We start from the raw sequence: 24,821 nt of genomic DNA on the forward strand, positions 1-24,821 counted from the left end.
GACCTCGTCTCGACGCCCCCCGCCTCCGTCGCCGGTCGATCCCGCCACGCGGGGGCGGCACGCGGATCGCCCCGGGCATCAGCGGTCCGGATCGATCCGCTCCCGGTGGGCGACCACGTCGCGGGCGGTCTGATACACCGTGGTCCCCCGGGCGAAGGCCCGGGCGCGGAGGCGGGCCAAGGCCTCCGCCGCGGGGATGCCGAGCTGAGCCATGATCATGCCGACGGCCTGATGGGCGGTGTCGTGACCGCCCCGCGGGCCGGTGGGCCAACGTCGTTGCAGGACGCCGGTCTCGTGGCCCTCACCGCCCTCGCCGCGCGCCGACGCGGCGAGGGCGGTGGCCAGGGCGTCGGCGATCCGCGCGGCGGCGGCGTACTCGGACCCGGCGAGTGGGCCGGGGGTGTCGCGGCTCAGGTCGAGGACGCCGATGGGGTCCGTCGGCCCCGTGAGCGGCAGGGCGAACGACGCCCGGACACCGACGGAGACCGCCTCGCGCGCGTAGAGGGGCCAGCGACGCGCGGCCGGGTCGACGGTCAGGTCACCCACCAGCACGGCGGCACCGGTGGAGGCGGCCTCCACGCCGGGCCCCTCGCCCAGCGTGGCCTGCGTCTCGGCCAGCCACGCCGCGCGTTCACCGCCGGCGCACCACGGGGCGGGCAGCCCGGCGCCCAGGAGGGAAACCCCGGCGTCGGTGACCCGAAGCACCCGGAGCACGGCGCCGCAGAACCGGGCGGGAGCCTCCTCGGGCGGGCCGCGCCGGATCTCCGTCGCGATCTCCTCGACGGCCCGCGCGGCGTACCGCCCCGCCGACGGCGTGTCGTCGTCGGGCTCCTCGGGGTCGGGAGGGGATCCACCGCTGGGCCACACGCCGACCGCCTCCTTCGCGCCACCGGTTCGACCGGCTCGTGGGCCGTTCCCCCTCCTCCCCCGCACAGGGGGCACACCACTCCCGGGTCGGGCCCGCCCCCGCCCGGGAGTCGACCGCGGGCACGGTCGCGGATCCGCCGGCCGCGCTCCGACTACCCCGCTCGGCCGCGGCCGAAACGAAGGGCGGGTGGTCGGCTCGGCGCGCCGGGGAGCCGTGCCCCGGGCCCCCGGGTCCGGGACGTCGGACCTGCCGAAGGCACCCTCTTCGCCGCCGTCCCCCGCACCGTCGTCAGAGGGGCGGCTGGGCGGGAGCCGGTCCGAGGGTGGTCGTGCCGGGGGCGGTGCGGTGACCGAGCCCCGTCCGGTAGGCGTCCAGGGCGGCCTCCACCCGGCCCGTGCGCCGCAGCAGGTCGCCGAGGAGGCGACACAGGTCGGCCAGGTCTCCGGCCGCGCCGGCCCGCTCCAGAAGGCTGAGCGCCCGCACGTAGTGTTCCTCGGCGGTCTCGGTGTCCTGGGAGTCCTCGGCGATGATGCCGAGCAGCCGGTGAGCGGCGGCCGAGTGGACCGCGCCCCGCTCCGAGGAGAGGTCGTCGAGCACCTCGCGCAGCAGGTCGGCGGCCTCGTGCGAGCGCCCCCGCCGGTGCAGCACGTCGGCGAGCTCCACGGCGGCCTGGCTGCGGTAGAGGGTGGCACGGCTGGCCGACAGCATGTCGAGCGCCTCGCGCAGTTCTGCCTCGGCTCGTTCCAGCTCGCCGTTCTGGGCGTGCACGTAGCCCCGCATCCAGTGGCAGTTGGCCAGTTCGGTGCGCAGTTGCAGAGAGCGGTAGAGCTCGGCCGCCTTGGCGAGGGAGGCGTCGGCCTCGTTCAGCCGGCCCTCCGCGAGGAGGGTGCGCGCGACGGAGCGGTGCATGCGGGCCACCAAGGCGGGGTCGGCGACGCTCGGGGCCAGCGCGAGGGCCAGCTCGGCGGCCTGGGCGGCCCTGGCGTGGGCCCCCATGTCCATGTAGGGGCCGATGGCACTGGCGTACAGCAGGAGTAGGGCGTCGGGGTCGTGCAGCCCACCGCGGTTCAGTTCGTCGAGGGTGGATTCCAGCAGGTAGACGGCGTAGCGCAGCTCACCGGCGAGGTAGTGGGCGACGGCCCGGCCGCGCAGCGCGGGGGCCCGCGCCGTCAGGGGGGCTCCGGAGTCGACCAGGCACGCCTCCGCGCTCTCGAAGAATCCCCGCCCCCGCTCCAGCTCGCCGCTCTCCAACGCGCAGTCCCCGAGCCCGAGCAGTGCCTCGGCACGGAGGTCGGACAGGTCATGGGCGTCCGCCTCGTCGAGCAGCTCCGTGTACTGCCGCGCCGCCCGCTCGGCGCCCTCGACGGCGAGCGTGCGGCGCGCCTCGGTGAGCCTGAGGCGCAGATCGGTGGCCAGGCGCGCCGGGCGTCCGGTGAGCAGTTCCTCGTAGGCGACGCCCAGGCGCCCGGCGATGTGGCGCAGGGCCTCCTCCGAGGGCCGCACACGCCCCGACTCCAGGGTGGAGACGTAGGCGGGGGTGTAGGCGGGTTCCGCCAGTTGCCGCTGGGTCAGCCCGCGGTCCACCCTGAGTCGTTGCACTCTGCGCCCGATCGCCACCGGGTCGTCCCGTTCCCGCACGGTCTGCTCCCCTGTCGCTCTTGCCGTTCGTCGGCCGCGCCCCTAGGTTAAACGGCGCATTAAACGTGCTTAACACATTGTTGTTGCGAGGTCGCCGTGTGGGAACGGACACGTACCGCCGAGCGCTTTGCCAGAGGCTGCGCCGCCGCCGTCGCCGCCGTGGCCGCGCTGATGCTGGCCGCCAACGCGGGCCCGGGGCGCCCGACGCCGCCCGCGCCGACCCAACAGGTCCCGCCGGCGGGGGAGACCGACGGCTATCTCCTCGGGGGCTCCACTCCCGACGTGGGGTGAGGACCGGAGGCGGACCGACCGACCGGGGTCGGATCACGCCGGGGTCCGCTCGGCCCGCAGGCGCGCCAGCTCGCGCCGGACGTGGTCGACCGCGCCGGCCCGCCCTCCCGGCACCCGCCCGCGCGCGTCGGCCAACAGGAGGCCCAGCTCCCAGGCGTGGTTCCGGTCGTCGACGCGACTCCACTGGTGGTGGGCCCGGTCCACCGCCGCCTCGACGGCCGGTGCGTCCTCGGGCTCACCCGCCTCCAACCTGACCCGCGCCACACTCAGCCAGACGCGGCAGCTGAGCGCCGGGTCGCCGGCGAGCATGGCGAGGTCGGCCCGGACCTCGGCCCAGTGCAGTGCCTGCGCGGAGGCCTCGCCGTGGTCCCGCTCGGCCGCGCGCTCGTGGCGGGCGGCGAGCGCCGCGGCCTCGGAGTGCCTGCCGGCCCGCACCGCCGCGGAAATGACGGCGTGCGGGTCGTCGAGCGGCGCCGGAGGGGGCGGGCGGTCGTCCGCCACGAGCGCGGGGACGCGCCTGGCGTGAGGGAGGCCGGCGCCTGCCGGCGGGCAGGGTGGCGAGTCGCTCGCGGGCGATCCCGGCGAGCCCACACCGTCCTCGCCGGCGGCCGGTCGTGCCACCAGCAGCGGCCTCGACGCCGCCGCGGGGCCCGCCGAGGCGTCGGCGCCCGCCTCCGCGAGGCGGACCAGCGCCTGCTGGTGCAGGACCGCCGGCGGGGGTCTGTGGCCGCTGCGCAGAATCGCCGCGACCGCGCGCATGTAGGCGGGAACCGCGACGGTGCGCCGCGCGGGCGGCGGTGCGACGCGACCGTAGACGGTGTGGTTCGGGCCGAACTCCAGCGGGCGGGAGGCCAGTCGGTCCCAGGTCTCCCGGTCGGTGTGCAGGTCGACCAGGAGGGTGGTCGTCCCCTGCGGACGCAAACGCAGTTCCTCCCGGATCCAGTGCCAGGGGACGGCGGTGTAGCGGACGGTCGGGGCGGTGGTCCTGGCCAACTCCAGGTGCGGCAGGCGCTGACGGCGATCGAGCCGCAACTGACCGGTGACGTAGACGGTGAGCGGTCCGGGGGCCGCCGCGGCGGCCCGGAGCCGGGTCAACACCGCCTGCGGGTCCAACGGGTCGGCGAGTTCGACGACGTTCGCGGTGTCGGTGCCCGACAGGACGGCGGGCGGTACGGCGGCGAGCAGCGGCAGCACCGACGCGGCGTCCACCAGGCGGCCCCGGCCGACGGGTGAGGCCGCGAGCAGCAGCACCGTTCCGGGCATGTCCCCTCCCCTCGCTCCGACGCGGGCGGCGGTGTCGGGTCGGCGCCCGTCGATCACGTCCACGTCTGGCAGCACGGTAGTCGCTCGGGCCCCGGGCCGGGGGCCTCGCCGGTGGACCGGAGGACGAGCGGGCCGGCCGCCGGACGATCGCGTGCCGTCGCCGGCGCGGGTCGGTGAGGCGGGGTCCGGGGGCGTGATCAGCGTCGGCGGCGGCGCACGGCGAAGATGGTGGTGTCGTCGGTCAACCGACCCTCGGTGTGCCTCAGCACGCCGTCCAGGACGAAGGCGACGAGACGGTCGGGGCCCTGAAGGTGCGGATCGGACTCGACGGCACGGGTCAGCTCGTCGACATAGGGATAGAACTCTCCCGCTGGATCCCTGGCCTCGGTCACACCATCGGTGACCAGCAACAACGTCTCGTCGGGTGCGAGCTCGACCCGACACACCGGCGGCAGACCCGAGCCGAGCGCGGCATAGCCCAGAGGGAGTCCTCCGACCACGACCGGGGTTCGCACGGCGCCGGGCCGGAGGACCAGAGGGGGGTCGTGCCCGAAGACGACGACCTCCACCGCCCCGGCGTCGCCCACCGGGAAACCGAGCAGCAGGGCCGTGGCGAAGCGGTCGCCGTCGGCCCGGCCGAGGGCCGCGGTGTGCGCCCGGTGCCGGAGCATCCGCTTCTCCAGGCGGTCGGCGACCTCCCCGAGGCCCTGGTCGTGGTAGGCGGCCTCACGGAAGGTGCCGAGCAGCGCCGCCGCGGCCTCGACGGCGCCCAGCCCCTTGCCCTGGACGTCGCCGAGGAGGACCCGGGTACCGTGCGGGCCGGGCTGGATGTCGTAGAAGTCCCCGCCGACGCGCGCCTCGACATCGGCGGAGAGGTAGACGGCCGAGTGCTCCAGGCCGCCCCACCCCGGTGGGAGCGGCCGCAGGACCACCCGTCCGGTGGTGTCGGCGATGTCGCGCATGTGCAGCATGCGGCGCACGCCCCGCAGTCGGACCGCGCACGCCACGGTGGCGAGCAGACCGCCCACCAGGACCAACACGAAACCCGCCACCTCGGTCTCGTTCCAGTGCCACCAGACGGACGTGACGAGGATGTACACGACCAGGGACAGCACGGCGAAGACCGCCGTCGTCCTGAGCCCGCTGAGCGCCGCGGCGATGCCCGGCACCAGAACCGTCCAGGCCACGATCCCGAAGACTCCGGTGGTGAGGTCGATCACCACGATGCCGACGAGCAGCACCAGCGGCGGCACCCAGGCGACGCTGTGCCCCCGCAGGGTGAGCGGCTTCTCCCGCGGGAAGGTGGTCTCCTGCCTGGCCGCCCGCACCACGCGGCCGAGCGACCGCGGCCCGCCGCGGAACCGGACCCGGTCGCGACCCCTCACCACCACAGACAAACACGCGTCCGATGGACTCGCACGCTGACTTGCCGGGACGGCGGCGGCGGTGTGCGCTGGAACCGGGGGAGCCCGGAGCGAGAGGAGTGCCCTCATGTCTCAGGTGGTACCGGGGTCCGGGCGAGCGCCCGCGACCGTTCCGGCCGAGCGGACGCCCGACGTCTTCGGGCCGCGCGTCCACCGTGTGGCGAGTTGGGCGACCCCGATCGCCGTGGGTCTGGTCTACGGCTACTGGGCGGCGTCGAACCGACGCGCGGGCGGACCCATCACCGGCTGGAACGTGCTGTTCGGTCTGGTGACCGCGCTCGCCTTCGCGGTGGCCTACGTGGTGGTGCGAGAGATCGCCGAGGGGCGGCGCCGGGAGGCGCACGCCGCGCTCTGGGCGGCGTTCGCGGGCTGCGCCTTCGGCTTCCTGTACAGCCAGACCGGCAGCAGCGTGCTGCTGTCGGTCGGCCTGTCCCTCCTGGTCGCCGCCGGTTTCCTCGTCGCGCTCGTCTACCGGTTCGCCACGCGGGAAGAGCCCGGCGACCCGGGCGACGGCCGAGGAACAGGCGGCGGGACCCTGCCCGTCCAGGGCGCGGACAACACGCGGACGACCAAGGAAGGGCGAGCGAGGACATGACGATCGACGACACACCCATCCATCTCACCCGTGCCGCGCACGTGGGGGTCTCGGTCTCGGATCTCGATGTCTCCATCGCGTTCTACCAGGCCCTGACCGGGCGGGAACCCGTCGCCCGGGGAGTGATCGACAGCGTTCCGTTCGGCGGCTCCCAGGGTCTGCCGAACGCCGGCCTCCGCTACGCCACGATCAACTTGGACGGTCTCGGCATCGACCTCATCCAGTTCCAGGACCCCGTGGGCGAGCGGACGAACGGCATGGCGAACCGTCCCGGCTCCATGCACCTGTGCTTCGAGGTCGAAGACTTCGACGCGGTGTACCGGCGGATGAGGGACGCCGGGTACGCCTTCCTCGGCGACGACTACACGTTCACGGCGGGTGAGGTCACGCCCGAGGACGCGCTGGGGACCAGGGTCGCCTACTTCAACGACCCCGACGGGACCAACCTGGAGATCATCCGGCCTCGAGGCGGCTTCGCGCGCTGACATCGCGAGCCCGGCGCCGTGCCGGACCCCGCCCGACCTCGATGTTCCCGGGCGGGGTCCGGCGCCACGTCAGGCGCCGATGTCGCGGCCGTCCTCCCGCCAGACCACCACGACCGCCGGGCGAACGAGTCCACCGGCTCCGTCGGGCCACGAGCTGGCCGGGTTCTCCACGGACGCCCCGTCGACCTCGCCCGGGTGCTGGACCGCGACGAGGACCCGACGGTCCTGAATGATCGGTCCGCAGGTCTCGGCGCCGGTCGGCACGGTCAGGAACTGCTTCAGCTCACCCCGTCGGTCGCCTCGGGTCGCCACGCCGAACAGCCCGTCGTGGCCGCCGAGCGCGTTGCCGTCGGTGGAGATCCACAGATTGCCGTGGTCGTCGAAGGCCACGTTGTCCGGACAGGAGATCGGGCTGACCCGGTCCTTCGGGAACCCGGCGAAGTACGTGGCGGGGTCCTCGGGGTCGCCCGCGACGAGGAACAGCGACCAGCCGAACCGGGTGCTGTCCGCCCGGTTGCGGTGTTCGGTCAGTTCCAGGACGTGTCCGTGCTTGTTGCCGACGCGAGGGTTCGCCTCGTCGGGGCCGGCCTGCCCCGTCCGGCCGCGCTGGGAGTTGTTGGTGAGAGCGACATACACCTTGCCGGTCTTCGGAGAGGGCTCGATGTCCTCGGGACGGTCCATCTTGGTCGCGCCCACCTTGTCCCCGGCGAGCCTGGTGAAGACGCACACCTCCTCGGCCGTCATCCCCGCCACGTGCGAGACGGCGCCGGAGGCGGAGGCGGTGACCAGCGGAATCCACTCGCCGTCGCCGTCGAACTCCCCGTCCGAGGGGAGCGTCCCGCTGCCGTCGATCTCGATCTCGGGAGAGTCCCCGGAGAGCCGGGCCACGTACAGGGTTCCCTCGTCGAGCAGCGACATGTTGTGCTCCCGGGCCCACAGGGAGTCCCCCCGTCGCATCCTCTCGCTTCCGACGAACTTGTAGAAGTAGTCGAAGCGCTCGTCGTCACCCGAGTAGACGACGGGACGGCCGTCCCCGGTGAGCCGCACGGTGGCCCCCTCGTGCTTGAACCGGCCCAGCAGCGTGTGCTTGCGCGGGGTCGAGTCGGGATCGTGCGGATCCAGTTCCACGACGTAGCCGAAGCGGTGCGGCTCGTTGGGTTCCCGCGAGACGTCGAACCGCTCGTCGAACCGCTCCCACTTGCGTGCGCCGGCGCCGGTTCCGATGCCGTAACGGGTGTCGGTCTCCCGGGAGCCGTTGGCGAAATACTGGTTGAAGTTCTCCTCGCCGTGCAGCGTGGTGCCCCACGGAGTGGCGCCGCCGGAGCAGTTGTTGAGCGTCCCGAGGACCTTCTCCCCGGAGGGGTCGGCGGAGGTGCGGCACAGCGCGGAGCCCGCCGCCGGGCCCGTCAGGCGGAACTCCGACGTCGCCGTGAGGCGCCGGTTGAGCCGATGGCGTCGTACCGGGGAGAGGCCGCCGCCGCGACGGTCCTCCTCGACCACCACGGTGGCCAGGCCGTGTGCCGCCCAGGCGATCTCGACCTGCTCCCGCGTGGGGGCGTCCGCGTCGTAGTCGCGGAACATCAGCGCCTCGTCGGTGTACTCGTGGTTCGCGACGAGGATCCATCGGCCCCGTTCCCCCCGGACCGGAAGCAGGGCGAGGAAGTCGTTGTTGTAGCCGAACTGGCCTGCCTGGGCCGCCGCCGACTGGTTCTCGGGGTCGAACTCCGGGGCCCCCCGAAGGATGGGCTCGCCCCAGCGGATCAGCACCCGCTGCCGGTAGCCCTCCGGTACGACGACGGCGTCCCGGGTGTTGGGCGCGACCGGCGTGAATCTCAGGCCGCGGGCACCGTCGCGGGCCCCGCCCCCGCCGTGCCCTCGTCCGGACCCGGGCACGGCCCGCGCCTCGGGGGCCCCCGCCACGGTGACCGCCGAGGCGCCCGCCGTGGCCACGGTGACCATGGCGGCGGCGCGCATCATCGAACGGCGGCTGAGAGCACCCGCGATGACGTCGCCGACGTACTCGTTGCGGCTGGTGTTGGGAACCTCGTGGAAGCAGGCGTCCCCACAGCGAAAACGACACGTCATGGCGGACCGGCCGCCAGGATGCGTACCGGACGGCGTTCCGATCAACGGCAGCGACTCGCGCACTGTTTCTCTCCCCTTGGGTTCCCTTGGTGTCAGCGTGAAGGTAGGGGCACACGCGTGCGGCGGCTAGACGTCGACGTGAACGCGACGTGAACCCGGACCCCTTGGGCACGTTTCGGGCCCGGCTCCGACCTCCCCGAAGCGGGCAGGACACCGTCCCACGACGCCGACGCGACGGGACCGCTCCTGCGCGGTGACGCGCCAAAGGGCCGCTAACCTTACGTGTCCGTGTTGGCCAGGGGTCGACGGGCCACAAGTCACGTGAAGGGGTGCACACATGGGCATTCTCGCTCGCCTGCGGAACGCGTTCGGACGATCACGCAAGGCACGTGAGGCCCCGGTCGAGGAGACGACCCAGGCGACGGCTGCCACGGGTGAGTCGTGTGAGGAGCGCCCTCGGCGGACGGCGGAACCGGCCCGGCCGGACTCGACCTCCGGAACCGCCGGCGAAGCGACGACACCCGCGGCCCGCGAGCGGGAGACCGCGGGGGCGCCACACGGCGCGGAAGCGCCCGAGCCCCGTGAACACGATCTGGTGTCCGCCGCCTTCGGCGGTCACACCTCGCCGCGGCCACCGGTGGGGCCCGCGGCGCCGGAGCCGGACACGGCCGACCGGCACGCCGCTCCCGGCGCCGAACGGGGCTCGGAAGCGGGAGGCCGCGGGGAGACGGACCGGGAGGACACGCCGGCGCGACAAGACGACGACCCACCGTCGACGCCCGCGCCCGGCCCGGAGCCGACCCGGAAGCGCACCGGGGCCGGCGACGCGGCGACAGGGACGCGATCCCGAGCCCGCACGGCACCGCCCACCGCCGAGGAGACCGAAACCGCCGGAGGCACGGACTCCGGCACGGGCACGGAGACCGGCACGGACACCCGGACGAACACGGCCACCGAAGCGGGAGAGCCGGTCGGGGCCGACCCCTCGCCGGCCGGACGGCCCGACGGCCGGATCACCGAGCCCGAGGCGTCCCCCGTTCCGCGTTCGGACTCCGCGCCGATGCCGGTCGGCGACCGGGGGTCAACCCCGACGCCGGACCAGGCACCCCCTCCCTCGCAGGCCCCCGCGATCCCGCACTCGCGTCCGACCGCCCCCGAAGCCGACGGGACACGTCCGTCCGCCACCGGCGACCCCGCACCGGGCGACGGCGGCGAGACCCGCGTCGCCGAGCGCGTCACCGGGGTCCCGGCGCCCACCTCACCGACCGACGGACGGGAAGCGACGGACGGGCCCGTCACGGTCGCCGCCGCGCGAGCCACCGTGCCGGCGTCGGACCCGCACCCCGCACCCGCACGGGTCGCCGCCGCCGCGTCCGCCGGGGCGGCCACGTGCGACGTCGCCGATCCGGCCCAAGCCACGCCGACAGCGGTCTCCCCCGCCACGACACCGCGACAGCCCACGTGCCCCGAACCTCTGCCCGTGCCCGCCGTCGCGCCTGCCCCGCAGGCCGCCGAGCCCACCCGGACCGACGGCACGCCCGGCCCCGCGGAGGAGGCTTCCGCCGCACACGGCGAGACGACCCCCCGTGGACCGGCGATCTCCTCGGCACGGTTGCGTTCCCGGGCACCCGGCCTGGCCGACTCCTACCGCGCGGCGGGCGCGGCCCTCAGGAAGCACGGGCTCGCAGGCACCCGGGCCAAGGTCTATCTGGTGCTCGACCGCTCCGCTTCCATGCGCCCGTACTACAAGGACGGCTCCACCCAGGCGCTCGCCGAGCGGACGCTGGCGCTGGCGGCCCAGGTCGACCCCGGAGCGACGGTGCGGGTCGTCTTCTTCTCCACCGAGGTCGACGGTGTCGGCGAGCTGACCCTCCGCGACCACGAGGGCGTGATCGAACGGCTGCACACCGGACTCGGACGGATGGGCCGCACCAACTACCACGCCGCCGTGACGGAGGTGATCGCGCTGCACGGGAAGTCCGACGACCCGGCCGCCCCCGCCCTCGTCGTCTTCCAGACCGACGGCGCCCCCGACGCCAGGACGCCGGCCACCAAGGCGCTCGCCCAGGCCGCGGCCGACCATCCGAAGGTGTTCTTCTCCTTCGTCGCCTTCGGAGACCCCCGGGGCAAGGCGTCCGACTACCTCAGGCGGCTCGGCACCGGCAACACGGGATACTTCCTGGCGGGCGAGTCGCCGCGCGAGGTGCCCGACAAGGACCTCTACACCGCCGTCCTGGCCGCCTGGCGGCCCTGAGGCAAGACGCGAGCCCGGTGGGTCGGGCCGGTCCCTCCAGCCCCTGAAAGGCGAGGCGACCGGCCCGATCGGGTCGGCTACGATTCCACGGTTCGACAAACAAGGGAGTGCCGCGCCAACCCGAACCGACGGCCGTCACCCCACGTAGCGACCTGGGAGCAGCCCGCGATGGCTCGACACCTCATCACCAGCGCCCTTCCGTACATCAACGGAATCAAGCACCTGGGCAACATGGTGGGGTCCATGCTCCCGGCGGACGTCTACGCCCGCTATCTGCGTCGGCGCGGCCACGAGGTCCTCTACATCTGCGCCACCGACGAGCACGGCACCCCGGCGGAGCTCGCCGCGAAGGAGCGAGGTCTGCCCGTCGAGGAGTTCTGCGCCCAGGCACACGACGCGCAGCGCGCCATCTACGACGGCTTCTCGCTCGCCTTCGACCACTTCGGCCGCAGCTCTTCGCCGCAGAACCACGAGATCACGCAGGAGATCGCCCGCGAGCTCAAGGCCAACGGATTCCTGGAGGAACGGTCGATCCGGCAGGTGTACTCCATCGCCGACGACCGTTTCCTGCCCGACCGGTACATCGTGGGCACCTGCCCCCACTGCGGCTACGACAAGGCCCGTGGCGACCAGTGCGAGAACTGCACACGCGTCCTGGACCCCACCGACCTCGTCGACGCCCGATCCGCGATCAGCGGCAGCGCGGACCTGGAGGTCCGGGAGACCAAGCACCTCTTCCTCCTCCAGTCGGCGCTCGCCGGCGAGGTCGAGGCCTGGGTGGACGAGCGGGCCGACGACTGGCCCGTCCTGGCCTCCTCCATCGCCCGGAAGTGGCTGACCGAGGGACTGCACGACCGCGCCATCACCCGCGACCTGGACTGGGGCGTACCGGTCCCGGCGGACACGTGGCCGGACCTCGCGGCCGAGGGCAAGGTCTTCTACGTCTGGTTCGACGCCCCCATCGAGTACGTCGGCGCCACCAAGGAATGGGCCGACCAGGACCCCGAGAACCGGGACTGGCGCTCCTGGTGGTGGGAGTCGCACGACGACGTCCGCTACACGCAGTTCATGGGCAAGGACAATGTCCCCTTCCACAGCGTGATGTTCCCCGCCACCCTGCTGGGCACCCGGGCGCCGTGGAAGAAGGTCGACGTCATCAAGGCCTTCAACTGGCTGAACTACTACGGCGGGAAGTTCTCCACCTCGCAGCGGCGGGGCGTGTTCACCCACGACGCGCTGGAGGTCCTCCCCGCCGACTACTGGCGCTACTTCATGATGGCCAACGCCCCCGAGTCGGACGACGCGTCCTTCACGTGGGAGCACTTCACCACGACGGTCAACAAGGACCTGGCGGACACCCTCGGCAACTTCGTCAACCGGGTCCTGTCCTTCTCCCGCAAGCGCTTCGGGGAGACCGTCCCGGCCGGCTCGGAACCCGGCGAGGCCGAGCGCGTGCTGGGCGCCGAGGTGGCCCGACTGCTGGCCGAGTACGAGGAGCACATGGAGGCGATCCAGTTCCGCAAGGCGGCCTCGACGCTCCGTGCCCTCTGGTCCGCGGGCAACTCCTACCTGGAGGAGAAGGCGCCGTGGCTGGAGATCAAGACGGACCGGGAAGCCGCGGCGCTCACTCTGCGCACGGCGATGAACCTGATCCATCTGTACGCGGTGGTGTCTGAGCCCTTCATCCCGACGACCGCGGCGACGATGCGCGCGGCCTTCGACCTCCCCGGTGACAGCGCCACCTGGGTCACCCCCGAGGAGGCCCGCGCGCTCGGTGCGGTCACCGCCGGCACCCCGTTCTCCGTCCCGCCGGTCCTCTTCGCCAAGCTGACCGACGACGACCTGGAGACCTACAAGACCCGCTTCGGCGGCACCACCGGCTGACGGTCCGGCGCCCGCCCTCCTCGGTACCGGGAACCGCGCGTCCGGAGCGTTCGCCGGTACGTCCGGGAGCCCGGACCGGGGACGTCTCCCGGTCCGGGCTCCCGGACGTCATCGCGGCTCTCCTACTTGGGTTGGGGCTTGCGCACCGAGAGGTGCAGTTCCCTCAGCCGGGCCTCGTCGAGCTCGCTCGGCGCGCCCATCATCAGGTCCTGCGCGTTGCCGTTGAGCGGGAAGGCGATCGTCTCGCGGATGCTGGGCTCGTCGGCCAGCAACATCACGATGCGGTCGATACCGGGGGCGATGCCACCGTGCGGGGGTGCGCCGAAGCGGAAGGCCCGAAGCATGCCGGCGAACTGCTCCTCGACGGTCTCCCGGTCGTAGCCGGCGATCTCGAAGGCCTTGAGCATGACCTCGGGCTCGTGGTTGCGGATCGCGCCGGAGGAGAGCTCGACGCCGTTGCAGACGATGTCGTACTGCCACCCCAGGATGTCCAGCGGATCCTGGGTCCGCAGGGCCTCCAAACCACCCTGCGGCATCGAGAACGGGTTGTGTGAGAAGTCGATCGCGCCGGTGTCCTCGTCCTTCTCGTACATCGGGAAGTCGACGATCCAGCAGAACCGGAACACGTCCTCCTCGAAGTGGCCGGCACGACGGGCGGCCTCCACTCGGACCGCGCCCATGATCTTCGAGACCTCGTCGACCTCACCGGCGCCGAAGAAGACGGCGTGGCCGGGGGCCAGGCCCAACCGCTCGGTGAGGGCCTGGATGTTCTCCTCGGTGAGGAACTTGGCGATCGGGCCGGTCAGGGACCCGTCCTCGGCGACCCGGACCCACGCCAGACCCTTGGCGCCCAGCGAGACGGCGAAGTCCCCGAGCTGGTCGAAGAAACGGCGCGGCTGGTCCCGTACTCCCGGGACGGGCAGCGCCCGGACGTGCCGGCCGGCGAAGGCCTTGAACTCCGACCCCTCGAAGACATCGCTGATGTCGACCAACTCCAGGCGGGCGCGTAGGTCCGGCTTGTCGGAGCCGTACCTGAGCATCGCCTCGCGGAAGGGGATGCGGGGGAAGGGCGAGGTCACGTGGCGACCTCCGCCGAACTCCTCGAACAGCTCCGTCATCAGCCTCTCGACCGGCTGGAAGACGTCCTCCTGTTCGACGAAGGACATCTCCACGTCGAGCTGGTAGAACTCACCCGGGGACCGGTCCGCTCGGGCGTCCTCGTCGCGGAAGCACGGAGCGATCTGGAAGTACCGGTCGAAGCCGGAGATCATCAGCAGCTGCTTGAACTGCTGCGGCGCCTGCGGCAGGGCGTAGAAGCGTCCCGGGTTGAGCCGGGAGGGCACGACGAAGTCGCGAGCCCCCTCCGGAGAGGTCGCGCTGAGGATGGGGGTGGCCATCTCGTTGAAGCCCAACGCCGTCATCTTGTGCCTGATCGCCGAGATGACAGCGGTCCGTAGCATGATGTTGCGGTGCATCCGCTCACGGCGCAGGTCCAGGAAGCGGTATTCGAGGCGTCGCTCCTCGTTCACCCCGTCCTCGGCGTTGATGGTGAAGGGCAACGGCTGAGCGGCACCCAGCAACTCGACCTCGCCCACCTCCACCTCGATCTCGCCGGTGGGCAGTTCGGGGTTGACGTTCTCCACGCCCCGGGAGACCACCCCGCCGTCGATCCGGACCGTGGACTCCTTGGTGAGGCGGTCCAACGTCTCGTACGCGGGGGTGCCGGGGCGGGCGACGAGCTGGGTGATGCCGTAGTGGTCGCGCAGATCGATGAAGAGAATGCCGCCCAGGTCGCGCCGATTGTGCAGCCAGCCGCTCAGCCGGACGTCGGTGCCGACGTCAGAGGCGCGGAGCTCGCCGCAGGTGTGGGACCTGTACCGATGCATCGTCGTTCATCCAGTCTTCGCGGATCGGGGGTGGTGTCTCACGGAGCGTGTTTCACGTGAAACACCCCCAGCGTACCGGTGCCGGGGCCCTCGCCCACTCGCTCTTTCCCTGGGGTGGACCCCCCGGGACGGGCAACCGGTGGCCCCTGTCGGCCGGTCCTTCCTACAGTGGGGACATGCGCCCAGGTAAGCCCGTGCCCGAGGTCGAGGACGTTCTCGCACTCCTCGACACCGGAGTGTGGCACTGGGACGCCACGGACGGCCGTCTGCGCCTCGACGCGGAGTCCGCTCGTCTGCTCGGCATGCCGGCCAGGGCGGCCGAGGTCCCGCCGAGCCGGGTGCGTGCCCTGCTGCACCCGGCCGACTGGAACGAGCTCGCCGAGGTGATCCGACTGGCCGCCGCGGAGAACGCCCTGGCCGAGTCCCGCCTACGCGTCCTGGACGACCTCGGCCATCCGGTCCGTGTCCTCCGTGTGCGTTGCGGACGGCCCGATCCCCTCGCCGAGCCACGCCGGCTGGCGGGGACGGTGCAGCAGGTCGCGGAACCGGAACCCGGAATCCGTGCGGGGCGTGCCGTGACCGGCGACCGGAGACGGGCCCGGGAGGCGTTCCTGCTGGACGCGGGGTTGTCCTTGGCCCAGGCGGAGTCGACGCGGGACGTGCTCCGGGTGGCGGCCGGGCTGTCCATGCCGGGGTTCTCGCCCAGCGGTCTGGCCGTCTTCCGGCCGGACGGCGAGCGACTGACGGTCGTGGGCCAGCGCGGGCATCCGTCCGCGGAGGGGACCCCGTTCGACCGGGTCGGGCGCGACGCCGACTGCCCGCCCGCCGAGGTGATCCGCACCGGACGGGCGGTCTACCTGTCCTCCGGTGAGGACTTCCGCGCCCGGTACCCTCACGCTTGGCCGCTGGTGGAGCCCTTCGGGCAGCGGTCCTGGGCGTTCCTCCCCCTGAGCGTCGCCGGTCGACCGACGGGCGCCTGGATGGCCTCCTTCTCCTGCCCGGTCGCGTTCACCCCGGACGAGCGATCGGTGCTGAACACGGTGGCCCGGATGCTGGCCCAGGCGCTCTCCCGAGCGGGCGCGGCCGACACCCGACGCGACTTCACCGAGGTCCTGCAGCGCTCCGTGCTCCCGGCATCGGGGCCCGAGATCCCCGGCATGACCGTCGCCGCCCGCTACGTCCCCACCGGCGGCGGCCTGGGGGTGGGCGGCGACTGGTTCGACGTGATCCCTCTGCCGCTCGGCCGATTCGCCCTGGTCATCGGGGATGTCCAGGGACACGACGGACGAGCGGCCGGGCTCATGGGACAGGTGCGTGTCGCGTTGCGCGCCTACGCCGCCGAGGGGCACCGGCCGGACACGGTGCTCGCCCGCGCCTCCCGCTTCTTCCGGGACCTGGCGGACATCGAAGACGACCCACGTTTCGCCACCTGCTTCTACGCGGAGGTCGACCCGACCACCGGAACCGTGGAGAGCGCCCGAGCCGGGCATCTGGACCCGGTGGTGCGGATGGCGGACGGGACCTCGATGATCCGGGCGACACCCGGCGGCCTGCCTCTGGGCATCGCCTCCGACGACGACTTCCCCCTCACCCGGCTGGCCCTCGAACCGGGCGACACCCTGATGCTGTGCACGGACGGCTTGGTGGAGACCGGCGGCCATGACCTGTTCAGCGGGTGGGACAGGCTACGGCCCGTTCTCGAAGACGCCACCGGGGATCTTGAGGATCTGGCGGACGCCCTGGTGGACGCCGTGCACGGCCCCTCCTCGCATCGCACCGTCGGACCGCTGGCCGAGCGACGCGAGGACGACAGCGCGCTGCTGCTGCTCCGCCGGGACCAGCCGGCGGACGAGGCGCGGGACACGACCGAGCGGACGTCGATGCGCCGGACCACACTCTCGGTGGCCCAGACCGAGCCGGAGCGCGTCGCCACCGCACGTGCCCACCTGACGGACCTCCTGCACGACTGGCCCAGCGACGATCAGCGGGACGCCGCCGTGCTGCTCCTCTCCGAGACGCTGACCAACGTGCTGCTCCACACCGACACGGACGCGCTCCTGGTCGCAGAGGTGACCGGGGAGCCGGGCGAACGCCGGATCCGAATCGAGGTCAGGGACGACGCCGACGCGCTCCCTCACCGACGTCGACCGGGCGAGATGTCCTCCTCCGGGCGGGGCCTGCTGCTCATCGAGATGCTCGCCGACACCTGGGGCGTGTCGCCGCGCGGCCGGGGGAAGAGCGTCTGGTTCGAGTTTTACGAGGGTTCCGGCCCGGGCTCCGGCCCGACCGCGTCACCACCCGTCCCCGCGCCGGGGGACGGCCCCGACTTCGGGTCTGGTGCCGGGTCGGGTGCCGCGTAGCGGTTGCGGAGTTCGTGGACGATCCCGAAGGCCGCGGCGGTGAGCGGCACGGCGAGCAGCATTCCCAGGATGCCGGCGACGGACGCCCCGGCTGTGAGGGCGAGCAGGACCAGAGCCGGATGCATCTGCACCGTCCGACTCTGGACCACCGGCTGAAGCACGTGTCCTTCCAGGAGTTGCACGGCCACCACGACGCCGAGCGCCCAGAGAGCGACGACGAACCCCCGGTCCGCCAACGCCACCAGCACCGCCAGGGCCCCGGAGAGGAACGCCCCGAGATAGGGGATGTAGGCGCCGACGAAGACCAAGGCCCCGAGCCCGAGGGCTCCGGGGACTCGCAGCAAGAGCAGCCCGATGGTGATGCACACGGCGTCGATGAGCGCGATGAAGGTGGTGCCGCGCATGAAGCCCTCGACGGCACCGAAGGCGCGTCGGGCCATCGCTTCGGCCATGTCGCCTCCGCCCCTGGGCACCAGCGCCCGCACCGTGCCGGCCGCCCGGTCCGAGTCGCGCTGGAAGAAGAAGACCAGCAGCAGGGCGAGGACGGCCATGGCCAGGGTCTCGCCGACGACGCTCACCCCGCTGACTACCCCGGACGCGGCGCTGCCGCCGAACCGGCGCAACAGCTCGCCGGCGTTCGAGGCGATGTCGTCGAGCGAGGTACCCGCGGCCCCGAAGTGTTCGGCGATTCCCTCGGCCGCGGTCCGCAGCGACTCGACGATCTGATCCCCGCTGTTGATGAGAGCGGCGGTGACCAGGTAGACGGCGCCACCGACGACGGCGACGACCGCGACGCAGGTGATCCCGGCGGACAGCGACCGCGGCACCCCCACCCGGACCAGCCTCCGGTGCAGCGGGCGCAGCAGCGCCGTGCCCAGCAGGGCCAAGAGCACCGGCGTGACGGCGGTGCGCAGTTCGACACAGAGCCGGATCGCCACGTATCCGACACCGCTGGCGAGCAGGACGACGACACACCAGGCGGCGAAGCGGCGCACCGGTTCGGGGAGCAGCTGCACCCCTCCACCCGACCACGCGTGTCCCGGCCGGGCGCGCCGGAGCGCCCCACCCGAGTGACGTGGCGTCAGCCCCCGGGGGCGGACGAGCGGTGCGCGACCGGGACCGTCCCCAGGCGTCCGCCGCGGAAGTCGTCGAGAGCCTGTCGCAGTTCCTCACGGGTGTTCATGACGAACGGGCCGTAGTGGGCGACCGGCTCTCCGAGCGGTCGCCCACCCAGGAGGACGACGTCCAGGTCGGTGTCGCGGGTGTCCTGCCGTCTGGCCGCGCTCACGGTCAACGAGGCGCCCGGGCCGTACACCGCGGTCTGTCCCCGCCGGATCGGACGGTGGTCCTCGCCCGCGCCGCCGTGGCCCGCCAGGACGTAGGCCAACCCGTTGAAGGCGCTCGGCCAGGGCAACGTCACCTCGGCGCCCGGGGCCAGCGTCGCATGGATCATGGTGATGGGGGTGTGGGTGACGCCGGGTCCGGAGTGCCCGTCGAGCTCCCCGGCGATGAGTCGGAGGAGGGCGCCGCCGTCCGGCGAGGTGAGCAGCGGCACGCTCCGCCCGCGGATGTCCTGGTAGCGGGGGGTGGTCATCTTGTCCCGGGCGGGGAGGTTCACCCACAGTTGCAGCCCGTGGAAGAGACCACCGGAGACCACCAGGGGCTCGGGGGGAGCCTCGATGTGCAGCAGGCCCGATCCGGCGGTCATCCACTGTGTGTCCCCGTCGGTGATGGTGCCGCCGCCTCCCTGGCTGTCCTGGTGGTCCAAGGTTCCGTCGATCATGTAGGTGACGGTCTCGAAGCCGCGGTGCGGGTGCCACGGAGTCCCCCGGGGCTCCCCGGGGCGGTAGTCCACCTCGCCCATCTGATCCATCATGATCAGCGGGTCGAGGTGCCGGTGGGCGATGCCGGCGAAGGCACGGCGGACGGGGAACCCCTCCCCTTCGAACCCGCTCGGCGCGGTGGTCACGGCCAGAACCTCGCGGGCACGGGCGTCGACCGGCGCGGCCACGCGCGGCAGACTCAGGGGGTTGTCGACGGTCACCGCAGGCATGTCGGACCTCCGCGATCGAGATTTAGTTGAGCCTTAAACCTTCACTCGATGGCAACGCCGCTACCCGCGAGGACATTCCCGCCCGATCCTCGACCGTCGGCGCGCGAGCGGCGCGCCGCCCCCTCAGCCGTACATGCGCCGCATCGCGAACTCGACCATCTCCTCGACCGCCTTCGCGTCGAACACCATCCGGTGCTCGCCCTCCATGTCCAACACGAAGCCGTAGCCGGTCGGCAGCAGGTCGATCACCTCGGCGCCGGTGATCACGAAGTACTTGGACTCCTTGCCCGCGTAGCGACGCAGTTCCTTGAGCGAGGTGAACATCGGGATCACCGGCTGCTGCGTGTTGTGCAGCGCGAGGAAGCCCGGATTCTCGCCACGAGGGCAGTAGACCTTCGACGTGGCGAAGATCTGCTGGAAGTCCTCGGCGACCAGCTGGCCGGTGGTGAAGGCCCGCACCGCGTCCGCGAGCGACGGCGGGGAGGGTTCCGGGTAGGCGGGCGACGGCTGCCCGTACCCGCCGGACATCGGCTGCTGCGGCGGGGCGTACTGCCCCTGGGGGCCCGCGGTCTGGTCGTAGCCGTACATGGCGCAAGCGTACCGAGCGACCACCCCCGACCGGGGGCGCCCCGGGCTCATCCGCCAAACCGGAAAGGGCACTTCCGTCGCGAACCGCCCACCGGGGCGCGTCGGCCGGCGGCGACGACGGCGGGGCGCGGGGACGGCGGGGAGCACCCGACGGCCCGCGGGCCGGTGGGGCCTGTCACACCTGCCGGAGAGGGGTTGCTTCTTATTACCGACGGGTAGCATCATCACAGTTACTGGTTGGTACGCGAAGCAGGCGCGAGGAGTCAGTGCCTCGCCGATCTCTCAACGGAGCCGTCGCCATGGGGCACTACAAGTCGAATCTCCGCGACATCGAGTTCAACCTCTTCGAGGTGCTCGGCCGCGACAAGCTGTACGGCACCGGCCCGTTCGCCGAGATGGACGTGGACACGGCCAAGAGCATCCTGGAGGAGATGACCCGCCTCTCGGAGAACGAGCTGGCCGAGTCCTTCGCCGACGCGGACCGCAACCCGCCGGTCTTCGACCCGGAGACCGGCACCGCCCCGGTCCCGGAATCCTTCAAGAAGAGCTACCAGGCCTTCATGGACTCCGAGTACTGGCGTCTCGGCCTCCCGGAGGCCATCGGCGGCACCACCGCCCCGCCCTCGCTGATCTGGTCCTACGCGGAACTGATCCTCGGCGCCAACCCGGCCGTGTGGATGTACTCCTCCGGCCCCGCCTTCGCCGGGATCCTCCACCAGGAGGGCAACGACGTCCAGAAGAAGATCGCCGAGATCGCGGTCGAGAAGCAGTGGGGCTCCACCATGGTGCTCACCGAGCCGGACGCCGGCTCCGACGTGGGCGCCGGGCGCAGCAAGGCGGTGCGACAGGAGGACGGCTCCTGGCACATCGAGGGCGTGAAGCGCTTCATCACCTCGGGTGAGCACGACATGTCCGAGAACATCATCCACTACGTACTCGCCCGCCCCGAGGGCGCCGGCCCGGGCACCAAGGGCCTGTCCCTCTTCCTCGTCCCGAAGTTCCTGTTCGACTTCGAGACCGGCGAGCTGGGCGAGCGCAACGGCGTCTACGCGACCAACGTCGAGCACAAGATGGGCCTGAAGGCCTCCAACACCTGCGAGATGACCTTCGGGGACCGCCACCCGGCCAAGGGCTGGCTGATCGGCGACCGCCACGACGGAATCCGCCAGATGTTCCGGATCATCGAGTTCGCCCGGATGATGGTCGGCACGAAGGCGATCTCCACGCTCTCGACGGGCTACCTCAACGCCCTGGAGTACGCCAAGGAGCGGGTGCAAGGCCCGGACCTGGCGCAGTTCATGGACAAGACCGCCCCCAAGGTCACCATCACCCACCACCCCGATGTCCGTCGCTCCCTGATGACGCAGAAGGCGTACGCGGAGGGCATGCGGGCGCTCGTGCTGTACACGGCCTCGGTGCAGGACTCGATCGCGGCCAAGGAGGCCGCGGGGGAGGACGCGAAGGCCGAGCACGCCCTGAACGACCTGCTCCTCCCGGTGGTCAAGGGCTACGGCTCGGAGAAGGGCTACGAGCAGCTCGCCCAGTCCCTCCAGACCTTCGGCGGTTCGGGCTTCCTGCAGGAGTACCCGATCGAGCAGTACATTCGGGACTCCAAGATCGACACCCTGTACGAGGGCACCACGGCCATCCAGGGCCAGGACTACTTCTTCCGGAAGATCGTCCGAAACCAGGGCTCCGCCCTCAACTCGCTCGCGGGCGACATCAAGGAGTTCCTCGCCCTCGGCACCGGCGGCGAGGAGCTGGCCGAGGCCCGCGAGCAGCTCGCCCGGGCCGCCACCGAGCTGGAGTCCCTGGTCGGCCTCATGCTCACCGATCTCGCCGCCACAGAGCAGGACGCGAAGAACATCTACAAGGTGGGGCTCAACACCACCCGCCTGCTGATGGCCTCCGGTGACGTGATCGTCGGATACCTGCTGCTCAAGGGCGCGGCCGTCGCCGTCGAGAAGCTCCCCACGGCCGCCGGCAAGGACCAGGCCTTCTACACCGGCAAGATCGCCGCGGCGCGGTTCTTCGCCACCACCGTCCTGCCGGGCGTCGCGCTCGCCCGCGAGATGGCCGAGGGCGTCGCCCTGGACCTGATGGAACTGGACGAGGCGGCCTTCTGATCGGCTGATCGTCAGCCGATCGACCTCGCGCCGTCCACCGACGAGGGCCCGCTCCCGGGGAGGGGAAGCGGGCCCTCCCGCGTAGCTAGGGTGAACCCATGAGCGAACCCGCCCGCTTCGACCGCGGCCACACCAACGACCTGATGTCCTTCCTCGCGGCCGGCCCCACTCCCTACCACGCCGTGGCGAACGTCGCCGATCGGTTGGCGGAGGCCGGATTCCGCCAGGTCGCCGAGACAGACCCATGGGACGGCGCGAGCGGCGGCCGATACGTGGTGCGGGGCGGGGCGATCGTCGCCTGGTACGTGCCCGAGGGTGCCGAGCCGCACACCCCGTTCCGGATCGTGGGCGCCCACACCGACTCGCCCAACCTGCGCGTCAAGCCCCGCCCGGACAGCGGAGCGCACGGCTGGCGGCAGGTCGCCGTGGAGGTGTACGGCGGCCCCCTGCTCAACTCCTGGCTCGACCGGGACCTCGGCCTGGCCGGCCGACTGAGCCTGCGCGACGGCTCCACCCGTCTGGTCAACGTCGACCGCCCGCTGCTCCGCATCCCCCAACTCGCCATCCACCTGGACCGCGCGGTCTCCTCGGAGGGCCTCAAGCTCGACAAGCAACGCCACCTCCAGCCCGTCTGGGGCGTGGGCGACCATGTCCGCGACGGGGACCTCATCGCCTTCCTCGAAGCGGAGGCGGGAATTCCGGCCGGTGAGACCACCGGCTGGGACCTGATGGTCCACGCACTGGAACGCCCGGCCTACCTGGGCCGGGACGGCGACCTCGTCGCGGGCCCGCGCATGGACAACCTGCTGTCCGTGCACGCCGGGACCGCCGCGCTCGTCACAGCCGCACGAGGGCCCGCGCACATCCCCGTCCTCGCGGCCTTCGACCACGAGGAGAACGGCTCCCAGTCGGACACCGGCGCCGACGGGCCGCTCCTCGGCAGCGTCCTCGAACGGTCGGTGTTCGCCCGCGGCGGTTCGTACGAGGACCGGGCGCGCGCCTTCGCGGGCACGGTCTGTCTCTCCTCCGACACCGGACACGCCGTCCACCCCAACTACCCCGAGCGGCACGATCCCACGCACCATCCCCGGGTCAACGGCGGCCCGATCCTCAAGGTCAACGTCAACAACCGCTACGCCACCGACGGCGCCGGGCGGGCCGTGTGGGCCTCGGCGTGCGAGAGAGCGGGCGTCCCCTTCCAGTCCTTCGTCTCCAACAACTCCATGCCCTGCGGCACCACCATCGGTCCGATCACGGCCGCCCGGCACGGGATCCGGACCGTGGACGTGGGCGTGGCCATCCTGTCGATGCACAGCGCCCGCGAGTTGTGCGGCGCCGACGACCCGGGATCGCTGGCGGCCTCGCTCACGGCCTTCCTGGAGAGCTGACCCCCGAAACGGCCGAGACCGGAACCCGGCGGGGCCGGGCGGGCCGGGTCGCGGCCGGGGCTTCCGCGACCTCCGGCGTACCCAGGCGGGTGCGGACGACCGGCCCCGGTCAGTTGCCCGGTGGGGACGGGTTCAGCGCGTGACCGGCGGTCGCGTCCACGTGGTCGGGCACCTCCTCGTGCCGGTCGCCGACGCTGAGCGTTCCCACCGGCTCGAAGAGCGGGATCTCGGTCGGGACCGCCGCGCCGGGGCGGTGCTCGACCCCACGTGGGACGGTGAAGACCGATCCGGCGGGCAGGGAGACGGCCCGCTCCCCGGCCGCTTCGCGCGAATCGATGCGAAGTTCGTCGGAGAGGACCAGGAAGAACTCGTCGGTGTCGTCGTGGGCGTGCCACACGTGCTCGCCCTCCACCTTGGCGATGCGCACGTCGTAGTCGTTGACGGCGCTGACGACTCGTGGGCTCCACCGCTCGTCGAAGGAGGCGAAGGCAGAGGCGAGGGAGACGGGATACCCACCCGTCCCGTCCGCCCGCCGGCTCACTCCGTCGACCGCACCGCTCGTCGAACCCCGCCCCTCACTCGTCCGTTGCGCCGGGGCGAAGTCGGGCCGGCGCGGGCCAGGCCGCCGACCCCCGCGAGGCCCGAGGCCCGGGCCCGGCTCAGCCGCCGGGCCTCACCCGCAGCACACGGTCCCGTAGTACCGGGAAGGCCTCCCTGGTCTCGGCCACCCGCGCGGGGTCCACCTCGGCCGTGAGGACCTGCTCCCCGGGGCCCGCCTCGGCGACGACCTCGCCCCACGGATCGACCACGAGGGAGTGGCCTGCCTGCGGAACCCCGGCGTGCGTCCCGGCCGTGCCGCACGCCAGCACGTACGCCTGGTTCTCCACCGCCCGTGCCCGGGCCAGCAGCGTCCAGTGGGCGCGGCGACGCTCCGGCCAGCCGGCCGAGACCACGAGCGTCTCCGCCCCCTCGGCGACCAGGCCTCGAAAGAGTTCGGGAAAGCGGAGGTCGTAGCAGGTGGCCAGGCCCAGCGTCGTCTCCGGCAGACGCGTCGTCACCAGATCTTCCCCGGCGCCCATGAGGAGGGCCTCGCCCCGGTCGAAACCGAACCGATGGATCTTCCGGTAGGTGGCGACGAGATCACCGTCGGGGGAGAAGACCAGAGAGGTGTTGTACAACCGACGTTCGCCCGGCGCGGGTTCGTGGGTCGAGGGCACTCGCTCGGGAATCGATCCGGCGTGCAGCCACACCCCGGCCGCGCGTGCCGCCTCCGCCATCGCCTGACCGGTCGGCCCTGTCGGCTCCTCGGCCTCGGTGTCGAACTCCTCGTAGGCGAACGCTCCCGTCGTCCACAACTCGGGGAGGACGACCAGGTCCGCGACGCCGGACCGCTCCCGCACGAGCGCGGCGGCACGGGCCCTGCGGGCCGCGGTCGTCTCCCCCTCGTTCACGGACATCTGGATCAACGAGACGCGCACATTGCCACCGTTCTGGCCCCCGGGCCGTCGACGTGGGAGGTCCCGGCGGGCCTACGATCGTGGACGAAAGCGCTGCCGGGGTACCGCACAGCAGCGTAACTTAGCGTCCCAAGACACCCGCCGACCGCAGCCGCCTTCCACTGGCATCGACGCCG

Annotated in this window: 19 protein-coding genes; 8 read left to right on the forward strand and 11 right to left on the reverse strand. The window is 72.4% G+C overall.

The features are described from left to right. Window positions 1-78: 78 nt before the first annotated feature. Complete coding sequence (locus tag JEK78_RS10290) at window positions 79-867, reverse strand: GAF domain-containing protein (protein WP_200263777.1); 789 nt, start codon at window positions 865-867, stop codon at window positions 79-81. Between the two features lie 289 nt (window positions 868-1,156). After that, on the reverse strand, window positions 1,157-2,506 hold the full coding sequence (locus JEK78_RS10295) for a helix-turn-helix transcriptional regulator (protein ID WP_200263778.1): 1,350 nt from the start codon (window positions 2,504-2,506) through the stop codon (window positions 1,157-1,159). A gap of 96 nt (window positions 2,507-2,602) precedes the next feature. Between JEK78_RS10295 and JEK78_RS10300 the strand changes: the two genes are divergently transcribed. Continuing rightward, window positions 2,603-2,797, forward strand: coding sequence for a hypothetical protein (locus tag JEK78_RS10300; protein ID WP_200263779.1), 195 nt, complete (start codon window positions 2,603-2,605; stop codon window positions 2,795-2,797). Between the two features lie 33 nt (window positions 2,798-2,830). On the opposite strand, the gene JEK78_RS10305 is transcribed toward JEK78_RS10300, so the two are convergent. Beyond that, the gene (locus JEK78_RS10305; protein ID WP_200264095.1) at window positions 2,831-4,060 is read right to left on the reverse strand and encodes a hypothetical protein; all 1,230 of its coding nucleotides are present in this window, start codon (window positions 4,058-4,060) and stop codon (window positions 2,831-2,833) included. A 197-nt stretch (window positions 4,061-4,257) separates the two neighbouring features. Continuing rightward, window positions 4,258-5,391, reverse strand: coding sequence for a PP2C family protein-serine/threonine phosphatase (locus tag JEK78_RS10310; protein ID WP_242483389.1), 1,134 nt, complete (start codon window positions 5,389-5,391; stop codon window positions 4,258-4,260). Between the two features lie 160 nt (window positions 5,392-5,551). Between JEK78_RS10310 and JEK78_RS10315 the strand changes: the two genes are divergently transcribed. Next, on the forward strand, window positions 5,552-6,079 hold the full coding sequence (locus JEK78_RS10315; protein ID WP_242483339.1) for a transglutaminaseTgpA domain-containing protein: 528 nt from the start codon (window positions 5,552-5,554) through the stop codon (window positions 6,077-6,079). Beyond that, window positions 6,076-6,564, forward strand: a complete 489-nt coding sequence (locus JEK78_RS10320; protein WP_200263781.1) for a VOC family protein — start codon at window positions 6,076-6,078, stop codon at window positions 6,562-6,564. Before JEK78_RS10315 ends, JEK78_RS10320 begins: the two co-directional genes overlap by 4 nt. A gap of 69 nt (window positions 6,565-6,633) precedes the next feature. Here the strand turns inward: JEK78_RS10320 and JEK78_RS10325 are convergent, their stop codons facing one another. Continuing rightward, complete coding sequence (locus JEK78_RS10325; protein WP_200263782.1) at window positions 6,634-8,712, reverse strand: PhoX family protein; 2,079 nt, start codon at window positions 8,710-8,712, stop codon at window positions 6,634-6,636. A gap of 1,417 nt (window positions 8,713-10,129) precedes the next feature. Here JEK78_RS10325 and JEK78_RS23310 point away from each other — a divergent pair. Both JEK78_RS23310 and metG read left to right on the forward strand, forming a co-directional pair. Beyond that, window positions 10,130-10,903, forward strand: a complete 774-nt coding sequence (locus JEK78_RS23310; RefSeq protein WP_242483340.1) for a VWA domain-containing protein — start codon at window positions 10,130-10,132, stop codon at window positions 10,901-10,903. A 168-nt stretch (window positions 10,904-11,071) separates the two neighbouring features. Beyond that, entirely contained in the window at window positions 11,072-12,787 is a 1,716-nt protein-coding gene (gene metG / locus JEK78_RS10335) for a methionine--tRNA ligase (RefSeq protein ID WP_200263784.1), read from the forward strand. Window positions 12,788-12,909: 122 nt separating this feature from the next. Here metG and aspS read toward each other — a convergent pair whose 3' ends face one another. Beyond that, window positions 12,910-14,673, reverse strand: a complete 1,764-nt coding sequence (aspS, locus tag JEK78_RS10340) for an aspartate--tRNA ligase (RefSeq protein ID WP_200263785.1) — start codon at window positions 14,671-14,673, stop codon at window positions 12,910-12,912. A gap of 176 nt (window positions 14,674-14,849) precedes the next feature. On the opposite strand from aspS, the gene JEK78_RS10345 reads away from it, so the two are divergent. Further along, the gene (locus JEK78_RS10345; RefSeq protein ID WP_200263786.1) at window positions 14,850-17,033 is read left to right on the forward strand and encodes a SpoIIE family protein phosphatase; all 2,184 of its coding nucleotides are present in this window, start codon (window positions 14,850-14,852) and stop codon (window positions 17,031-17,033) included. On the opposite strand, the gene JEK78_RS10350 is transcribed toward JEK78_RS10345, so the two are convergent. From JEK78_RS10350 to JEK78_RS10360, 3 genes are all read right to left on the reverse strand, one after another. Next, entirely contained in the window at window positions 16,928-18,049 is a 1,122-nt protein-coding gene (locus tag JEK78_RS10350) for an AI-2E family transporter (protein WP_200263787.1), read from the reverse strand. The genes JEK78_RS10345 and JEK78_RS10350 overlap by 106 nt on opposite strands. Window positions 18,050-18,114: 65 nt before the next feature. Next, complete coding sequence (locus JEK78_RS10355) at window positions 18,115-19,086, reverse strand: pirin family protein (protein WP_200263788.1); 972 nt, start codon at window positions 19,084-19,086, stop codon at window positions 18,115-18,117. Window positions 19,087-19,209: 123 nt separating this feature from the next. After that, window positions 19,210-19,674, reverse strand: a complete 465-nt coding sequence (locus JEK78_RS10360; protein WP_200263789.1) for an SseB family protein — start codon at window positions 19,672-19,674, stop codon at window positions 19,210-19,212. Window positions 19,675-19,973: 299 nt separating this feature from the next. Here JEK78_RS10360 and JEK78_RS10365 point away from each other — a divergent pair, with 299 nt between their 5' ends. After that, on the forward strand, window positions 19,974-21,800 hold the full coding sequence (locus tag JEK78_RS10365; RefSeq protein WP_200264096.1) for an acyl-CoA dehydrogenase: 1,827 nt from the start codon (window positions 19,974-19,976) through the stop codon (window positions 21,798-21,800). Window positions 21,801-21,898: 98 nt separating this feature from the next. Next, on the forward strand, window positions 21,899-23,188 hold the full coding sequence (locus JEK78_RS10370; RefSeq protein WP_200263790.1) for a M18 family aminopeptidase: 1,290 nt from the start codon (window positions 21,899-21,901) through the stop codon (window positions 23,186-23,188). 109 nt (window positions 23,189-23,297) lie between these two features. Here the strand turns inward: JEK78_RS10370 and JEK78_RS10375 are convergent, their stop codons facing one another. Together JEK78_RS10375 and JEK78_RS10380 are read right to left on the reverse strand one after the other, a co-directional pair. Further along, window positions 23,298-23,729 (reverse strand): cupin domain-containing protein, encoded by a 432-nt coding sequence (locus JEK78_RS10375; RefSeq protein ID WP_200263791.1) that lies wholly within the window; start codon window positions 23,727-23,729, stop codon window positions 23,298-23,300. A gap of 118 nt (window positions 23,730-23,847) precedes the next feature. Next, window positions 23,848-24,666 carry a carbon-nitrogen family hydrolase gene (locus tag JEK78_RS10380; protein ID WP_200263792.1) on the reverse strand — a complete coding sequence of 273 codons (819 nt, stop codon included), beginning with the start codon at window positions 24,664-24,666 and terminating at the stop codon, window positions 23,848-23,850. Window positions 24,667-24,821 lie beyond the last annotated feature (155 nt).

The organism is Streptomyces sp. HSG2, assembly GCF_016598575.1.
GTDB lineage: Bacteria > Actinomycetota > Actinomycetes > Streptomycetales > Streptomycetaceae > Streptomyces.

What these genes read in the sequence shown, in the direction of transcription:
- JEK78_RS10305 (WP_200264095.1), bottom strand. Translation starts at nt 4,060, where the DNA reads ATGCCCGGAACGGTGCTGCTGCTCGCGGCCTCACCCGTCGGCCGGGGC.
- JEK78_RS10315 (WP_242483339.1), top strand. Translation starts at nt 5,552, where the DNA reads ATGTCTCAGGTGGTACCGGGGTCCGGGCGAGCGCCCGCGACCGTTCCG.
- JEK78_RS10320 (WP_200263781.1), top strand. Translation starts at nt 6,076, where the DNA reads ATGACGATCGACGACACACCCATCCATCTCACCCGTGCCGCGCACGTG.
- metG (WP_200263784.1), top strand. Translation starts at nt 11,072, where the DNA reads ATGGCTCGACACCTCATCACCAGCGCCCTTCCGTACATCAACGGAATC.
- aspS (WP_200263785.1), bottom strand. Translation starts at nt 14,673, where the DNA reads ATGCATCGGTACAGGTCCCACACCTGCGGCGAGCTCCGCGCCTCTGAC.
- JEK78_RS10345 (WP_200263786.1), top strand. Translation starts at nt 14,850, where the DNA reads ATGCGCCCAGGTAAGCCCGTGCCCGAGGTCGAGGACGTTCTCGCACTC.
- JEK78_RS10355 (WP_200263788.1), bottom strand. Translation starts at nt 19,086, where the DNA reads ATGCCTGCGGTGACCGTCGACAACCCCCTGAGTCTGCCGCGCGTGGCC.
- JEK78_RS10360 (WP_200263789.1), bottom strand. Translation starts at nt 19,674, where the DNA reads ATGTACGGCTACGACCAGACCGCGGGCCCCCAGGGGCAGTACGCCCCG.
- JEK78_RS10365 (WP_200264096.1), top strand. Translation starts at nt 19,974, where the DNA reads ATGGGGCACTACAAGTCGAATCTCCGCGACATCGAGTTCAACCTCTTC.
- JEK78_RS10370 (WP_200263790.1), top strand. Translation starts at nt 21,899, where the DNA reads ATGAGCGAACCCGCCCGCTTCGACCGCGGCCACACCAACGACCTGATG.